At 35.5% G+C, this 17,983-nt stretch carries 13 protein-coding genes and 2 pseudogenes; 1 reads left to right on the plus strand and 14 read right to left on the minus strand.

What is annotated here, in order from left to right; genetic code table 11:
• From AC1M36_RS26605 to AC1M36_RS26655, 11 genes and pseudogenes are all read right to left on the minus strand, one after another.
• A pseudogene (locus AC1M36_RS26605) lies at nt 1–219 on the minus strand (spore germination protein); the annotation flags it as partial.
• Between the two features lie 381 nt (nt 220–600).
• A complete protein-coding gene (locus AC1M36_RS26610) occupies nt 601–837 on the minus strand; it encodes an amino acid permease C-terminal domain-containing protein (RefSeq protein WP_479846428.1) in 237 nt (78 codons plus the stop codon).
• 38 nt (nt 838–875) lie between these two features.
• A complete protein-coding gene (locus AC1M36_RS26615) occupies nt 876–1,820 on the minus strand; it encodes a response regulator (RefSeq protein ID WP_336454567.1) in 945 nt (314 codons plus the stop codon).
• A 4-nt stretch (nt 1,821–1,824) separates the two neighbouring features.
• Nucleotides 1,825–3,141, minus strand: coding sequence for a sensor histidine kinase (locus tag AC1M36_RS26620; RefSeq protein ID WP_336454568.1), 1,317 nt, complete (start codon nt 3,139–3,141; stop codon nt 1,825–1,827).
• A gap of 233 nt (nt 3,142–3,374) precedes the next feature.
• Nucleotides 3,375–4,355, minus strand: a complete 981-nt coding sequence (locus AC1M36_RS26625) for a glutaminase (RefSeq protein WP_336454569.1) — start codon at nt 4,353–4,355, stop codon at nt 3,375–3,377.
• Nucleotides 4,356–4,479: 124 nt separating this feature from the next.
• Nucleotides 4,480–5,904 carry an alanine/glycine:cation symporter family protein gene (locus AC1M36_RS26630; RefSeq protein WP_336454570.1) on the minus strand — a complete coding sequence of 475 codons (1,425 nt, stop codon included), beginning with the start codon at nt 5,902–5,904 and terminating at the stop codon, nt 4,480–4,482.
• A 630-nt stretch (nt 5,905–6,534) separates the two neighbouring features.
• Nucleotides 6,535–6,717, minus strand: a complete 183-nt coding sequence (locus tag AC1M36_RS26635) for a YolD-like family protein (RefSeq protein ID WP_017149846.1) — start codon at nt 6,715–6,717, stop codon at nt 6,535–6,537.
• 611 nt (nt 6,718–7,328) lie between these two features.
• Complete coding sequence (locus AC1M36_RS26640) at nt 7,329–7,925, minus strand: hypothetical protein (RefSeq protein ID WP_336454334.1); 597 nt, start codon at nt 7,923–7,925, stop codon at nt 7,329–7,331.
• Between the two features lie 189 nt (nt 7,926–8,114).
• Nucleotides 8,115–8,714, minus strand: a complete 600-nt coding sequence (locus tag AC1M36_RS26645; RefSeq protein ID WP_336454333.1) for a hypothetical protein — start codon at nt 8,712–8,714, stop codon at nt 8,115–8,117.
• Nucleotides 8,715–8,883: 169 nt separating this feature from the next.
• Nucleotides 8,884–9,201, minus strand: a pseudogene (locus AC1M36_RS26650) (IS4 family transposase); the annotation flags it as partial.
• Nucleotides 9,202–9,564: 363 nt separating this feature from the next.
• Nucleotides 9,565–10,725: a serine hydrolase domain-containing protein gene (locus AC1M36_RS26655; protein WP_479846417.1), complete on the minus strand. Its 1,161-nt coding sequence runs from the start codon at nt 10,723–10,725 to the stop codon at nt 9,565–9,567.
• A 575-nt stretch (nt 10,726–11,300) separates the two neighbouring features.
• On the opposite strand from AC1M36_RS26655, the gene AC1M36_RS26660 reads away from it, so the two are divergent.
• On the plus strand, nt 11,301–13,313 hold the full coding sequence (locus tag AC1M36_RS26660) for a serine hydrolase domain-containing protein (RefSeq protein ID WP_479846418.1): 2,013 nt from the start codon (nt 11,301–11,303) through the stop codon (nt 13,311–13,313).
• Between the two features lie 349 nt (nt 13,314–13,662).
• On the opposite strand, the gene AC1M36_RS26665 is transcribed toward AC1M36_RS26660, so the two are convergent.
• The 3 genes from AC1M36_RS26665 to AC1M36_RS26675 all read right to left on the minus strand — a co-directional run bounded on the left by AC1M36_RS26665 (nt 13,663) and on the right by AC1M36_RS26675 (nt 17,799).
• Nucleotides 13,663–14,640, minus strand: coding sequence for a DUF4179 domain-containing protein (locus AC1M36_RS26665; RefSeq protein ID WP_479846419.1), 978 nt, complete (start codon nt 14,638–14,640; stop codon nt 13,663–13,665).
• Between the two features lie 3 nt (nt 14,641–14,643).
• Nucleotides 14,644–15,174: an RNA polymerase sigma factor SigX gene (locus tag AC1M36_RS26670; RefSeq protein ID WP_336454329.1), complete on the minus strand. Its 531-nt coding sequence runs from the start codon at nt 15,172–15,174 to the stop codon at nt 14,644–14,646.
• A 462-nt stretch (nt 15,175–15,636) separates the two neighbouring features.
• On the minus strand, nt 15,637–17,799 hold the full coding sequence (locus AC1M36_RS26675) for a serine hydrolase domain-containing protein (RefSeq protein ID WP_479846420.1): 2,163 nt from the start codon (nt 17,797–17,799) through the stop codon (nt 15,637–15,639).
• Nucleotides 17,800–17,983: the final 184 nt, after the last annotated feature.

The raw sequence follows: 17,983 nt of genomic DNA on the forward strand, positions 1-17,983 counted from the left end.
AATCTTAAACTCCCGAAAGTGAACATCAGAATTATGACCGATTTCTTGTCTTATGAGTTCTAAGTCTGATGTGAAGTCACCCGTAAAATGAACCGCTGAGTTTCGAGAAGGCTTAGTTTGTTGTTTAGCATTTCCTTGAATGGTATTTTTTTGCACCTGGTTATCCTTTGATTTCCACCAACTCATTCTTACCACTCTTTCTCTGATATATTGACCCAATGAAAAAATCTTGAGATAATATATGGAATTAAAAATACGATAAAAGCTTGTACAAAAATTTTCCAATCTGGAAGATAGGAAACAATCATATTCCACATTTTCATCACCTTATAAATGCACCCTCCTAGGAACAAGATTTTATCAAATCTGGTCTTTTTTTATAAAGATTCCCAAAAATAGAACGGTGAACATTAATTTCATTCCGTACTAAACTCTTGTTACCATTGAGACTTTTTGTTCCTAATTTCAATTTTCTAGATATTGTTTCCTTTTATGTTTATTTATATGCTTGCATATAAATAAACATAAAAGGATGTAATAATACCTATTAAAGTAAAAAAGATGCTATCTCTAGCATCTTTTTTACTTTAATTTAACTAACTATTTATTTATATTTTCAGCCAAATTACTTTTGTTTTTCAAAATAATATATATAACAAGTCCAATAAGCATCCAGATTATAAAACGAATCCAAGTAACTTCTGGAAGACTGATGATAAGATATAATGAAAAACAAATCCCAATCAACGGAATTACAGGGACAAAAGGCGTCTTAAATTTCCTTTCTAAATCTGGTCTTTTCTTTCTTAATACAATGATAGAAGAACAAATAAAAATAAACCCATCATTTGAGAGTAAAAATTAGAAAGTGTTCGTCATTGTAATTCCAAATGTATCCGTTTTGCTTCAAAATAAAGAACTTGAATAAATTTTTTCGTATCGATGCGAGTAGGGAGTGTTGGCTCATTATTCAATTCTGTCATCTTTCTCCTTACGGTTGTAAAATCAAAAAACCTAGAAGCGTAATTTTCGAACTTCGGGTTTAAAAAATCAGTAAGTCCAAGGGATGCTAAATGGTTTAATGATTGATAAATTGCTCTCCGAATCCGTTGTTTTGAGGCTTCAATCGACCTTTTTAATTCGGCTTCTTCAGCTGATTCTCCAAGTCTTTTTTGAGCTAAATTCACAAAAATCTCTTTTAGTGAGGGAAATCCTTGTTCCAACGTTTTATCTTGTTCATATTTATATAAATAATCCAGCATGTCCATTAAATCTTTACTTCCGCTTTCACTAGCTATCCCTAATTCAGATAGAAGAAAGTGAATGGAATTTTGAAAATGATTGAAAGTACTTATATGTTTTTCATTACGGTATTTTTCCTGCGTACTTTGATCACTATCCAATTTTAGTACCATATTGAGCGATTTTTGAATGTTTTTTATCGATTTTTCCAATCGGATTCGTTCGATGACTTTCTGAACGACTGTTAATACTTCAATCCGGTTAATGGGCTTAATAATATAGTATTCAACGCCAAGCGAATACGCTTCAGCAATTAATTCTTTTGATTCTACTTGAGAAACCATGATGATTTTCCCTTTAAACGATGGTTTTATTTGACGAATTGTTTTTATTCCATCTTGAATCGGCATTAACAAATCGATAAATAAAATGTCTATATTTTTGAAGATTAGCATTTTTTGATCTAACAATGAGCCATCCTCAGCTTCTCCTACAACCTGTCCAAGATCCTCATCCTCTATAATTTGAGCTAACATTGAGCGAACCGCTTTCTCATCATCTACTATATAAAAATACATAGAATCACCCTTTCGAAATTATATGATCAATCCTTAATCTGATTATAAAAATCGATCCTTTTCCTTCGGTTCTGTCCTCAAGCGTAACATCACCTTCAAGTTGTTCGACCATTTCTTTTACATACGATAGTCCGATACCTGTCGATGGGTTACCTACATCATCATATTTAGAAGTAAACCCAGGTTCAAAAATTGACTCTTTATACTTTGAAGAAATACCGGGACCGTTATCGCCTATTCGAAATTCAACGGAATGATGGTCTTTATTAATGTCAATTGTGATGGTTCCCATATCTTGGATAGCTTCTACAGCGTTTGCAACGATATTATTTATAATTGATAAGATTGTGTAAATATGATAGTGAGGATGCACGCCATCAATCTTGTACACAAATTGAATATCTTTCTCTAGCAACAGAGCGTATTTCTCATTTGCTCGTACGATAATGTTTACCAGTTCATTTATGGACATATAATCTGTAAAGCTTTCATCAGAAATTAGCTTTGAAAGTCCAGCAAAAATACGTTGATTATCCTTTTTAACGTCATGGACTTCACCAGCAATTTTCAATGCCTGCTGCCGTAAATCTGCAACTTGAAAGCTCATCTGTCTATGCTCTAAAGAATCTAAAGTTTTATATAAATCATAGGATTTTTTTGTTATATTTTCAGCATCTTGCAACGTTTTTTTTAAATGAACAGCGTCTTCATATAAACTAGAGATGAGCATAAGCATGCGTTCATTTTGTTTTTTTATGTGTCTCTCCCTTGACTGCGCTTCATACAGTTTCATCATATTGAAAAAGCTTAGAACTATAAAACTATGGGAAAATGCGATAACGATTATCTCATTTATTGCCTCTGGTGTGATAGTTGTTTTTAATACGAAATATTGAATCATTAATTCCACACAGTCTGATAATATTTCAATGATGCAGCCGATAAACCCAATCATCAATGGTTGATGATGAAAGCGTTCGACTTTCGCTAAGTAAAAGAGACAAGAATAAGTAAAATAAAAGAAAAAACTAGGATAGTGAATATGGAAAGCAGCTATCGAATCCATATTTTCCTTTGTGATAACGTCTATTAAGATACGAAATGCTACAACCACTATTGCTGTTAAAAAACCTGGCAAGAATGCTGGCATTCGCCGAAATAATAACAAAAAAAAGAAAAATGTTGGTGCACCAAAGCTCATTCGAAATGTCTCATTTAAGGGAAAAGACTTTATTTCACCTACTAAGGGTACTGTAAATACCATCAAAACCAGAATATAGATGTCTTTTTTTACTAAATTACTAAGATTCAAAATAATCACTTCTCACTTTCGCCTAACAGTCAGTATACAAATCTCTTAACATTAATACAACACTTACTCTATTTTTTACAAAAAACGATAAATAAGATATAAACGAAAGCATTAAACATTGTGAGTATTCTTTACATTCTTCTACTTTAGGAAGATACTTTATAACCCAAAAATGTTCAGACACATTATACTGTCTGAACATTTTTGTATTCGCTCTGACACAAAAACATCTATCATCCTTTTTAGAATATACTTAAATCCCATTCTTGTGCAATATGTTCTAATAACATAACCCCTGGTAAACTATTCCCATATTCATCAATGGCTGGTCCATAAATGCCAATACCACATCCATCTTGAAACGGTAGGTCCCTCCTGGATTTTGAGGGGACAAGTGCCATAATTCCTCCGGACACCCCACTTTTAGCTGGCAACCCAATGAAAGCAGCAAATTTGCCAGAAGCATTGTACATTCCACAAGTAAGCATTAGGGCTTTTGTTAATCTAGCGACCTCTTTAGGGAGAACTTGTTCTTTACGAATAGGATGATATCCATCATGTGCTAGTATAAGCCCTATTAAGGCAATATCCTCTGTATTTATTTCTATCGAACATTGTTTTAAGTAAACCTCTAGTGCCTCCTCCACATCTGATTCTAAAAAACCATTCTCCTTTAAATAGTATGCTAAAGCTCTATTGCGATGAGCTGTTTGCCATTCTGATTGAAACACTTTTTCATTAATGGCGGGACGTTTCTCTATCATTTTTTCGATTAATACGTATAGAGATTCTAATTTTTCTTGCGACGATATTCCTGGCAGAAGCGAAGCTACCGTAATCGCTCCAGCATTAATCATAGGATTAAAAGGCTTTCCTGGTTTATGCATCTCTAAACGAATGATCGAATTGAAGGCATCTCCAGTTGGCTCTACATCAACCCGCTCTAATACGTAAGAAATACCGCGGCTTAAACAAGCGGCTATAAAGCCGATTACTTTTGATATACTTTGTAAGGTGAAAGGTACCTCCCAATCCCCTGACTTTATCATTGTTCCATCTGGCCCTACTATACAAATACCTAATTGCGATAAATTTATCTTTCCCAAAGCGGGAATATAACTGGCGCTTTGTCCCTTAGCAGCATAGGATCGATAATGAGCTACCCATTGATCTAAGTAAGCTTTTTCTTGACTCTCAACTTGAACGCTAGACTCCTTTATCATTTAACCATATTCCTCCGTACTATTAACTGTGTATAGAATTATTTTTTCTTTATTATAATCAATAATATTTGCACTAGAACCAAGAAAAATATTCAGACATATTACAGTCTGAATATCTTTCTTGTTACATACTTTTCTTTTTTGAAGTGTCCTGATAATGCTCCCAACATTCAATGTTTTCAAGCCCTTTAATGCTTTCTTTATAAAAAATAGGGTCTTTACCAGCTTTTTTCTGTTTCATGTAATCTTGTAACGCAGCAAAGGCTACTTTTGAAAGTAAGGTAATAGCAATTAAATTTATAATAACCATAAAGCCCATAAATAAATCCGCTAAATCCCATACCAGCTGGATTTTTGCAACCGAACCGAATACAATCATAGCTAACACACTTATTCGGTATACCATTAACCATACTTTATTTGTGTGTAAGAATCGAATATTTGTTTCTCCATAATAATAGTTACCAATTAGCGCACCGAATCCAAATAGGAAAACAAAGATAGCAAGACAGCCCGATGCCCAAGGGCCGATGTGTTCACTTAATGCTGCTTGTGTAAGGGCAATACCATTTAACTCCGGTTGTTTGTATGCATCAGAAAGTAAAATAATAAATGCTGTGCTTGTACAAACAATCAGTGTATCCGTTAATACACCAAATGCTTGAATAAGTCCTTGTTTCACTGGATGGCTTGTTGTTGCCGTTGCAGCAACGTTTGGAGCACTTCCCATACCAGCTTCATTTGAGAATAAACCACGTTTCACTCCATGCATGAGTGCTGCGCCGATTGAACCGCCTGCTATTTGTTTAAAGCCAAATGCGTTTTGAACAATAAGAGAAAGAACTTCCGGCATTTTTGTTATGTTCGTAACTACAACAAATAATGCAACTCCAATGTATAAGACTGCTAAAAACATTACCTTGTATTCAGCCATTTTTGCAATACGCTGTACACCGCCAAAGATAATTGCAGCGAAAGCAAGTGCCATGATAATCCCTACAGTTAAACGATCTGTACCGAATGAGTTCTCAAAAGCAATTGTAACGGTATTTGATTGTACAGAATTGAACACAAGGCCGAAAGTAAGCGTAATTAAAATAGAGAATAATACTCCCATCCAACGTTTGTTTAACCCTTTTTCCATATAATAGGATGGACCGCCGCGGAAACCATCTTTATCTTTTACTTTATATATTTGTGCTAATGTACTTTCAACAAAGCTGGATGCTGAGCTAATAATAGAAATAATCCACATCCAAAATACCGCTCCAGGACCGCCTAGTGCAATTGCAATCGCAATTCCTGTGATATTTCCTGTTCCAACGCGTGCGGCCATACCAATACAGAACGCTTGAAACGGAGAAATTTGGTCTTTAGAACTATTCTTCCCTTCCATTAACACACGGACCATTTCTTTTAGCATTCGAAACTGTACAAATTTCGATTTAAATGTGAAATAAATTCCGCAAAAAACAAGCATAATAATTAGCAATTTAGACCATAAAAAATCATTCGTTGATCCGACTAAATCCACTAACAATTGTTCCATATAATCACCTCATATCAAAATTTCATATCCCCTAATCTATATAAAATCACCTTTATTTTCTGACATAACTAACCTCGTTTCATATACACATGCAACAAAGACAAAAATTTTCTATGAAAATGGTATTTCCTCATTTATACGAATATTCATAATATGTAACTGTACAGCTGACATCTTGAAGGATCTGATGCTTGTACACTTGGATGCTCTAGCTCCTCCCGCAAAAAAATAGTTTTTATCCAGAAATGTGGCTGCACCATCATACTTGTTCCGTATACTGGATTTTTAAATTGAACTTATATAAATCCTTTTTGTCTCTTTTTATTATTTGCACGAGATTATAAACTGAATTATCAAAAAATAAAAATCGATTATAAAAACTTTCATATTTGTTCTATAATAAAGTCTCTTTAGTTTATAATTAACGCTTCTTAGAAAAGCACTTGTCTGCCCTGGTATTCCTTTCTAAATCAACACATAATATTAGTAGGTCTACTGCCCCTCACTTGTCTGCAAATTTTTGCTACAAAACCTTCATCTAAATACTTTGTTTACATAAAAATATATTGCCAATTTTACTGAATCTCAGGAATCTTTAATTCTATTTTCCTCTATAGATAAAGAAAATCATTAATAGATTTCCTTAATATCAGATAAACATATAGAGAAGATCTTTTGCTGTTCATTTATTAAAAGCAGTGTTTGTTGGTGTAAATCAAGGTTGCAAACTCGCCCCTTACATGTTTGTAAAAATCCACTCTGATAGTAATCAATAGTGATTAAGTGATTTTTTGCTAATTTTCTTAAGAACATGGATATATCCCCTTTCTCACTACTAATCTATATAAATAGCCTGTAAATACAAGAATATAGGCCAATTAAAAAATTCAAAACCATCCCTTGAAGCGCTTTCAAACCCAAACTAATAGAAACGTATCTTTAATTTATAATTAAAAGTACAGAATCTTACCAGAAAGTACAGGTTTTTATAGAAAGTTTTTAAAATATTTAAAAAGTCATTCAGGCGCAAAAACTTTAAAATAATAGTAGGATGCGTGGTGAGTCAACGTACAAGGTACTTATGTTCTCACCGTAGGAACTACGGGCAGAGCCTGCTAAGATAACTGGTGGATACATCGGTGTTCGCAGGAATATCCCTCTTCAAACAGACCGCAAGGTTGTTAAGTGGGGGTAGTTCAATGTCATTCCATAGTACATACAATAATTCCAATCAAACTTCAATTCAAACTTACAGTGATAGATATCACTGTAGTTCTTAAGCGGATAAATTAAACTCATCTTGAATCGATAGATTCATACAAAAAACGCCATCCTTTCTGTATATTTCTACAAAAAGAATAGCGTTTTTTGTTTATGTGGATACAAATTTAACCTAACTGGATAGAGATTAGTCTGTACCACTATTATTTGATTTCAATTGCTGAAGTTGTATCGTCAGCCAAATTTGCTGTTATACCATACCAATCAGAGTGTCTAAATACGACTCCTTTGCCATATCCTTGAGTTGAAGTATGTTCCCACAGTGTCGTTGAATAACTTGCAGAAGGTGAAGCTGTACTTACAGAAGAAAGTCTGTCATTCCAGCTAGAAGGTAAGTTTTTAAACCCATAACTCCAAGAAAAATACTGTCCACCTTTATTTTTATGCTCATAGAAATCGGTACTACCAGGTCCGCTACCTCCACTACCTAGGGGCTTTATTTCATTTTTTCGTCTTTGTTTATCTTTTGCAATAAAAGCATCCAAGCTTTCTCTACTCGTAAAACCATAAGCCAACCAATCTCCATTTGTATTTTGTTTAGGTAGAACCATAGTTACTTTTACGTCTTCGTTGGATTTGTTATTTAATTTGTCACGAGAATCCAAACTCTTTCCATCCACAGTTACATAGTCGAACGATTTAATCGTATAATCTTTTTCTGTACTTGCTGATACCGTTCCTATTCCTCCAGTTAATACAAAGCCAGTCGTTAACGCTCCTACAACTAACTTCTTGAACATACAAACATCTCCTTTGTACTAAAATTTTTTTGTACAACTAAAATGCATGTTACTTTTATATTTTCGTGAATATTCAGGAATAATCACTCTGTTTCTCTACATAAAAAAATCACTATTCTCCCATTTTTCTAAATCCATGAAAGAATAGTGATTTTAAAACTTCTTCACCTAATCAATTGAAGTTCTCCGTTACTTTTTGATTTCAATTGCTGAAGTTATATCATTCCAATCCGCAGCCAAATTAGCAGTTTTACCATACCAATCAGAGTGTCTAAATAAGACCCCTTTGCCATATCCTTGAGTTGAAGTATGTTGCCACAGTGTCGTCGAATAACTTGCAGAAGGTGAAGCTGTACTTACAGAAGAAATTCTGTCATTCCAGCTAGAAGGCAAGTTTTTAAAACCACTGCTCCAATAAATATACTGTCCACCTTTATTTTTATGCTCATAGAAATCGGTACTACCAGCACCACTACCCAGGGTCGTTACTGGGCTTTGAAATCTTTGTTTATCTTTTTTGATAAAAGCCTCTAAGCTTTCTCTACTCGTAAAACCATAAGCCAACCAATCTCCATTTGTATTTTGTTTAGGTAGAACCATAGTTATTTTTACGTCTTCGTTGGATTTGTTATTCAATTTTGCCAGAGAATCCACATTCTTTCCATCCACAGTTACATAGTCGAACGATTTAATCGTATAATCTTTTTCTGCACTTGCTGATATCGTTCCCAGTCCTCCAGTTAATACAAAACCAGTTGCTAACGCTCCTACAATTAATTTCTTGAACATACAAACATCCCCTTTTGTTAAGATTTTTTTGGTACAACTAAAATGTATGTTATTTTTATAATTGTGTAAATATTTATAAAATTTAGAAATAAAAAACAGAAAATTTGCTTTTTTTTGTAGCAATTAAGTTGCTTTTTATCGTTTGGGGTGGTTATTAAGACGAATCATTTAGTTTACTTTTGATTAAAAGAGAAAATACACGCTGCAGAAATAAAACAGAGCATCGGTTAAAACGTTGATTAAGACCTTCTGAACTCATGATTGTAGCTGTACTTGCATAAAGTTGACTACATAATTGAGTAAGAGAATCGCTTGCTACGTGTTGACTAATCCAGATACATAAAGCAACCAAATCTCATGCGCCATACTTGCTTTTACGTTTTACAAAACCTGTCTCTTGTGCAAGCTGTTGAAGAATATGTGGAGATAGATATTACTGTAGTTCTTCAGCGAACAAATGAAACTCATCCTGAATCGATAGATTCATACAAAAACGTCATCCTTTCTAATGATCTAGTTTGTTTAGAAAGAGTAACGTTTTTTTACAATCAGGGGGTAATTGATACTCTTAAGTTGATGGGCATCTATGGTGACCCCATGTCCATCAACTTAAGAATTTTTTTAACCCCAAGTTTAAAAATACGCCATCCTTTTCTATGATTCTACAGAAAGAATAGCGTATTTTTTTTATTTTAGGGAGTATTTTGTTTTATTAGCTTAATAACATTGGCTTGCCTCCGTAATTCCAAAATCCCCCAAAATTATTTTTTAGAATAAGTTTTTTTGAACCAGAAAGGTTTATTTTTAACTATAAAAACTATGACAAAATTTATCCAGTTTTCCTTTTTGCCTACTTGCTAAATTCAGCAAGTAAAATATTTTTAAAAGGATTAGAACCATTATTTTTATGGCTATTTAAATTGATGGCCAATGTATGCTTACCTCCAAGTGTGCCTCCAGCAAGAGTAGAAAACCCTGGAACACCGCCTGCATGCCCCCATATAGAAACGTGATTTGGAAGCTTAATTTCATAGATTCCAAGACCATATCCATCCATTCCTTCTATTCCTGTAGGAACTGTAGTAAGCATTTGTTTTAGTTGCTGTTCCTTCAGTAATTTGCCACTGAGTAAGTAAGAGAAGAATTTGTTTAAGTCGTCAGCAGTAGAAATCATATCTCCATCCGAGCTACCTGGGTAAGAATAAGTAACGTCTTTTAGCTCACTTGCTCCGTCATATTCTTCATATCCACGGGCATGCTTGGTGCCTGGAATCACGCTTGAATTGCCAGGTAGAAATGTATTCGACAATTCAAGCGGTTCAATAATCCGATTTTCAACCTCTTCCGCATAGCTGTTTCCAGTTACTTTTTCAATAAGAATACCCAGTAATACGTATCCTGTGTTTGAATAAGACCAGCCCTTTCCAGGAGCAAAGTCTGGGGGAAGAGAAATCCCCATCTTAACTAATTCTTCAGCTGTATACGATTTTTTTGTATCTATAATATCAAAGTCTTTTGACTTTATGTAGTCAGCGATACCACTTGTATGATTCAATATCTGCCGGATAGTAATCTGTTTACTATCATATCCGTTTCCTTGAATGACACCAGGAAGCCACTTTTCGATGGAGTCGTCTAGATTCAAGCGTTTCTCTCCAGCTAATTGAAGTAGCACTGTTGCAATGAATGTCTTCGTCACACTGCCAATTCGAAAGCGAAAATCTGTTTTCATCGGTTTCTTGGTTCTCAGATCCGCTATCCCAGTGGCATAACTCCATGTTTTTCCACCCTTGTAAATTTTAGCAAGTATCCCAGGATATCCAAGTTCTAGTGTATCCCGCATTGCTTGCTGAACAGAAGTACGATCTCGTTGGGTACTTGTATGTAACGAACTAGATACACTTTGATTGGGCTCTGCTTTTACAATTGAGGTTGGTGTTGTATATAGCAGGGAACTTCCAGCTATTAAAAGGGTTAAACTTGCACATGTAATTTGCCTACTTGTTTTCATAAGGTCATCCCTCTCCTCTATTCATATTGTGTAGATGGTTGACAGCTGTTTCATACTAACCACACAGCTATCATTTCTACCAAAAGTTCACTATTGAATTTGTAATTATCTTACTAATTATTTTTTCACAAACGCCATTGTATCCTAATAAACGGTAAATTCCTCTTTTTCCACATGTATGTTAATCCTAGAAATTACTTCTTTTCTTTGAAACACTCTTGTTACTGGTTTGTTTTTCATAAATATGTCATATCTGTTTCTCCTTTCACACCTCTTTATATTTTTAACATACACAATGAAAATCTCCCCTCCTCATTTATTGTTAATGCGTTAAAAACTGCTCCTTGATTCTAAGTATTTTTCTGTCACATACGGTAGTGTCAAAATGTCATGATATTTATGACATAACTATCAATACAGCCTTATCCACTCAATTTTTGTTGTTCTTTATAAATATGACAGAAGTTCACTATCGACTATGACTCGCCGCTTGCTACACTCTGTTCATACGCTAACGAGCCGCTAACTCGTTGCGCTAACAAAAAAATTCCAACCAAATAAAGGAGCGTACAAAAATGAAACAAGCAATTAACAAACTGGGGATCGTTACAATTCTTCTTTCTTCTTCAACCATGATTTCTGCATGTTCCCAACAATCATTAGAAGCAGAAAAATCAAAACCATCGGCATCCACGACTAATATCCAAATGACGAAAGGACCCAATAATAAAAAAGAAATAGAATCTTTTGCTGATCCGTTATTTGAAGAAGAAATGAAGAAGCATAATGTGAATGGTTCTAGTTTTGTCGTCGTTCATGATGGAAAGGTCGTTGTCAATAAAGGGTATGGATATGCCGATAAGGAAAAGAAAATCCCCGTCACTAAGGACACGGTCTTTCAAATCGCTTCAGTCTCGAAAACTTTTACTGCTTTGGCTGTGATGCAACAAGTCGATAAAGGAAAGCTTAAACTAGATCAAGACGTACAAAAATATCTTGGTGGATTAAAAATACCTAATCAAACAGGAAAACCTCTTACCTTGTTTGATATGCTCACTTATACCAGCGGGGTAAATTTTCCCGATCTCCCAACGATAACTGGACCTAAATACGTTCATAATAGTATACCAATGAAGGAATTTTTCTCTAAACATATGCCAACGGTGGTACGACCACCAGGGGAAGTTTATACGTATGACAACGTCTCATTTGCGCTCGCAGGGTTAGCAGTAGAGAATGTTACTAACACCCCTTTCTCAAAATATATGGAAAAGAATATTTTTAAACCATTAGATATGAAATCTACAAGTATGAGCTTTACGTCTGATCTTCTTGAAAGAATGGCTACACCTTATGGTCCCACCGGCGATCCAATCCCAACAAGTGGGCACGGTCTAATGGATGCACCACAAGGAGGCATTTTATCTACTGCGGAAGACATGTCAAAATACATGATTATGCAACTACAGAAAGGAAAATTTAAAGACAAAGAAATTATAAGTAAAAAAAGCATGGATATGATGCATGCCTATCAAGTTTTTGATGATAAAACGATTCCTGTTGCGACAATTGGATTTGAAACGCCTTTCAATAAATTTGCTAACGGTCAACACGTTGTAATAAAAGGGGGAAGTATGCCTGGACATCAATCACTGATGATTTTAGTGCCTGAACAAAAAACAGCATTCTTCATGTCTTACAATAATGATTCAACTATGAGTATAGACATATATGAAGCTCTCATGGATCACTATTTCCCTGCTAAGAAGAATGCGGCAAAAACAAGTTATCTCCCATTAGAGGAAAAGGAAGCTCATAAATACCTGGGCTTATTCCAAAACACGCGTTTCGCTGCAATTCGCACCCACTTTACCTATGAAGATGGGAATTTGGTCATGGAAGGGGGATTATCCGGAAAACAAGTTCTCAAAATGATTCATCCGTTGTTATTTGAAGATTCGGAAGGCAACAAAGTTGCTTTCAAAAAAAATGCAGCTGGAGAAATCACATATTTTCACTATAGCTCTCCTAAAAGCCTAGATTTTATGGCTGATGCACAAAAAATTAACAACAAACCGTCCTTAGCGGATGTCCCGCAAATGAGTAACTATAGAAGCCATATCGATAATCTTTATGCTTTAAACATCATGGATGCTAAAAAAGGTAATTTATTCGATCCGATGGGTACTATGACACAAGGAGAATTTGCTGATTCCTTGTTACGTGCACATGGGTGGAGTAGTTTTCCAGATGAATCCAAAGAGGCTAAAGAGAAATTTATAATAGGTATTCCTGGATTTGACCGTACAGCTCCAATTACCCGACAGATCGCAGCAACCATGATTCAAAACTTAAAGCAGATTCAACCTGATCAAGCTAATAAAGTTAAATTGCTTGATGCGGCGGATGACTGGGCAGTCCAATCTATTCAAGCACTTGCCTCCCAAGGAATTCTAGACCCTGATACTTCCATCAATGCTGACGGATCCTTTATCTTCCGTCCGAAGGATTTGTTACTGCGTCAAGAAGCAAGTGCCTTGCTGGATTTAGCTTTTAACTATTATGCACTGCCTATCAAACGACAGTAGATATTCATCCTAAATTGAATCATAACAAAATTGGATGATGGTATCTCATCAGCATCAAGCTAAAATATAACAAGAAATTCAACTTTATAAGATTTTTATGGAAACGGAAACGATTCGAAGCATAACTTTGCATTTAAAGAAGGAACCATGGGACACTCTGAAACACCATTATGCCAGACTTATAGAAGCATCCCAATAGAGTGCACTCTATTGGGATGTTTTTGTGATTATTTAATTAAAAGAGATAGAGTGAAAAGCAAGTATGAAATACATGTAAGTAACACCAGAAAGAATATAAGCTTAGTATTAAATACATATCGTTCTATTCTTTTTCTCATTTCAATTTGTTTTACTTTTTCAACTTGGAAGGGTCAATTTGAATTTGCCCCTTCCAAGATCCAGCTACCTTTCCAATTTTATTTATATTTACATCTAATGTAAGTGGTTGCTTGAAGGAATTTTCCCCTTCAGGACCTTCTACAAATGTAAGGACACTTTCTGGTCGATCTTTATCACGAATACCTACATGCTCTAATTCTTGCCCAGCTGCTTTTAGCTTGAGTGGTAAGCCATTTTCCCCTTGAACAAATGGTAATTGTGAGAAGCTTCCATCTTTCTCATAATACTCTGGATTCTCTTCTTGTTGTCCATTTTTCTTGCCTTCACTTTTAAGGTTTAACCCCGTTGTATCAAATTCATACGGTACTAAACTTCCATCCGCTTTCTCAATTCTATAATGAACAGATATACGTGAATCTGCAATATATAATTCTTTAAAATGTATCGTAATACCTTGATCTGTGATTTTCTCATCCATCGGAATGAATTGACCATCTTTCATTCTGTCTTGTGTCACGCCATTTTCATCTGTACTTCCTTCATTTACGACCTTATCATTTGAAATTTCATTTGAAAAATAGGAAGCAACATTTGTAGCTGCTACTCGTACTTGCGGAATCATAGCTGTTGTAAAAAGTCCTGCTACAGCTACCGCTGCATACATAAAGCGTTTTGATTTTTTATTCATATTTGTAAACAATCCCTTCTTCTGTTCAGTTTTTTGATTTATAGAAGAAACATTTTCTAATTTTGAGCGACTTTCAAATGTTTTCCACGCTTGATCAATATCAATGTTGATGTCTTGTGATGAGTTTATAGTTTCTTCCTCTAACATTACATGTTCCCATTGGTTTAATTTACTAATTTCTAGTAATGTATCTTGGCATACTTCACATGTATCTAGATGTTTTGTAAATTCTTTTCTTGTATTATGAGAAAGCTCCCCATCCATATACGCTTGAAAAAATCCCTTATCATAACAATTCATTTGTTATGCCTCCTCTACTTGTTGATAGATTTTACGAAATTTTTGTTTGGCTCGGACCAATATTGTTCCAATAGAAGATATGTCAATTTGAAGCACGTCAGCAATTTCTTTATATTGAAAACCAGAAAATTTCATGAACAAAATGGTTCGATCTCGTTCATTCATGTTACTAAGTACCTTTTGTACTTTTGAAATTTCTTCTTTTCTTATCCGATCATCTTCTAATGATGAAATAGGGTGTCCTTCATGATATTGTATGTTTTTATCAATTCTTGCCTGATGTCGTTTTTCAGATCGAAGATAGTTATACGCTACATAAGTAGAGGATTTTATAAGCCATCCAGGTATGTTTTCGATTTTTTTCCAATCGTTTCGATATAATTGCAAGAATACTTCTTGTGCTAATTCTTCAGCAATGGTTTGATTTTTGACAATCCATATAATCTGTTTCACAGCGGAAGCGTAATATTGTTTAAACAAATCTTCAAATGTCACATCCGAGACAGGCTTTTCTTTCTTTTTTATCGTTAGCATAGTAATAAAACCTCACTCTCATTTGATGCCTGTATTATATAGAAACCAGAAAAACAAGTTTTGTGACAAAAATTTTTATTTTTTTAATTATGTACGAAATAAAGCATTCATCTTTCAATCAGATGAATGCAAAAATTAGAATTGTTTTGGTTTTCTCTTCTTATCCTCATCAAAAGATACATGAGTACAAAAAATAAGTAATTCACCATATTTTTTTATAAAAATGTGAAAGAAGATATCTTCTGTAAATAGAAATAGATCAAATAGTATTATGATGTGCTTTATTCTATAGACGATTTGTTGGCTGACAAATTTTCCAACAACATTTTACATATGTCGGACAATCGAGATGGCTTAATGCCATCCCTTGTCCGAAGCCAATTCATCTCTCACCTACTCACTGGTTACGTCCTTCACGTTCCTTGAGGAAGAAGTCTCCTTGGCTCAATATCAGCTTTAAACTTAACGGCTAAACTCCTTATTGAAAATTTTATTCCGACCCTCGATGACTTCCGGACCGACTGCATTGATGGAAGTTACTAAAATATGCTCCCCTCCTAGAGAGCCACCAACTCTCGATTCAAACCCGAATGTACCACCGGCGTGCCCCCAATATGATTGCCCATCCAGTGTCTTTTCTTCATAAATTCCTAGTCCGACTTTACCAATAGGTGAATCTACTGTTGTGAGCATCTGGTCCATCATCTCTTGATTTAGAAGCTTTCCGCCCAACAGCGCACTAAAGAAGGTAGTTAAATCTTTGACAGATGAAACCATATTTCCCGCTGCATTTGCCCATGATTGATTTATTTCTGTCAAATCATACAAATGACCCGATCTGTCCATATTATATCCTGTAGCATGCTCACCTGGTATATGAGGATTTGCTTCCATTACGAATGTCTCCTTTAGCCCAAGTGGTTCGATGAAACGTTTTCTGATTTGCTCTGTATACGTATCTCCTGTTGCCTTTTGAATAATTTGACCAGCTAGCACAGTATTGGTGTTTGAATAGTTCCAACCCTCCCCTGGTGAAAATACAGGTGGCTTGGCAAGTCCCAGGCTGATAAGTTCATCAGCAGTATAGTAACGGTATGGATTTTGAGGCAAGGTAATATCTCGCATATCCAAATCTGTATAGGATGCAATCCCGCTCGTATGATTCAATAACTGACGAATCGTAATTTTGTTACCGTCATACCCATTACCCTGTACGATTCCTGGTAACCATTTTTCAACCGAATCATCAAGGTTTAATTGTTTCTCCTCGGCCAACTGCAATATAACGGAAGCAGTGAACGTTTTCGTTATACTCCCGATACGGAATGAAAAGTTTGGCTCTACCGGGCGCGGTACCTCATAACTCGCTGTCCCTGTAGCGTAAGACCAACGCTTTCCGTCCTTTAATCCACCTGCTATGACACTTGGAATTTTTTTATTAGTTACCACCTGATCCATTACGTACTTGACTTCTTCTCGATGTTTACTTTTCTTTTCCTTGTCCGTGAGTTCCTTTTTTGATTTTGCTGCAAATTCTGAGGCTAAAATATTATTGATATGTTTTTCCGCTCCTAGTACATTGATATTTATCGAGATAACATGTTGACCATCTTCCGTTCCTCCTGCAAAGTTAGTAAATCCAGGAATACCACCGCCATGCCCCCATACTTCGGTACCGTCCGGCAATTTTGTTGCGTGTATGCCAAGCCCATACTTTCCTAACGGAGAATCAACTGTACTAGTCATCATTTCCTTCTGCATCTCCGGTGTCAACAACTTTCCACCTAATAAGGCACGGAAAAACGTCGTCAAGTCTTCTCCTGTCGAAATCATTTCACCGCCAGCGTTAGCAAACGATGGGTTAAGCACAGTAATGTCTACTAATTTATCTCCTGTATTCAAGTAGCCACGAGCATTTTTTTTCGGAATATCCATCGAGCTTCCGGGAAGGAACGTTTCTTTAAGTGCGAGTGGCTCAATAATTCGTTTCTTAATTTGTTCGGCATATGTCTCCCCAGTAACCTTCTGGATAATAAGCCCTACAATAACCGTATTTGTGCTCGAGTATGCCCAGCCTGTTACTGGCTCTAGCTCCAAAGCGCGAGCAATTAACTGTTCGGGTGTATAATTTTCACTTGGATTTTCAAGTAATTTAGTCTTAAACTCTGGAGTCAAGAAGTCTGGAATTCCGCTCGTATGATTTAACAATTGGCGAATTGTAATTTTGTTGCCATCATAGCCTTTACCCTTTACGAGCCCCGGCATCCATTTCTCTACCGTATCATCGAGACTTAGCTTCTTCTCTCCAACAAGCTGTAATGCAACTGTAGCCACAAACGTCTTCGTTGTACTTCCAATTCTGAAAGCAGAATCAGCATCCACCTTATGATTTCTCTCGATGTTTGCCTCACCAGAAGCATATGACCAGTTTACATCTCCATTTTTCACGGCAACAATAACACCTGGAATATTTTTAGTATTAGCAGCCTTATCAACAGCCTGTTGGGGGGGCGTCTTTTTATACATTGCGTTTACATTTCCATTAGTAGGTAATACTAGTGTCCCAGCCAGTATAGTCGCTGTTAAGGCAAGTGCAGTTCCTTTTTTAATGATGAATGATTTCATAACACATCTCTCCTATTATTTTGAAATTTTCTGTTTCCTCACTCCCTCACCTTAACTTCGAAATTGTTAAATAGCATAGTGACGAAGCGACCAAATGTTTCATGACAGCGTGCGTAAATCTGTCACAAAAACCGTATGATAAACTGTCACCTATCTTATATGACATACTTTACAGCCAGTCTCT

The sequence above is a fragment of the Bacillus sp. Medicinal_06 genome (assembly GCF_056711665.1).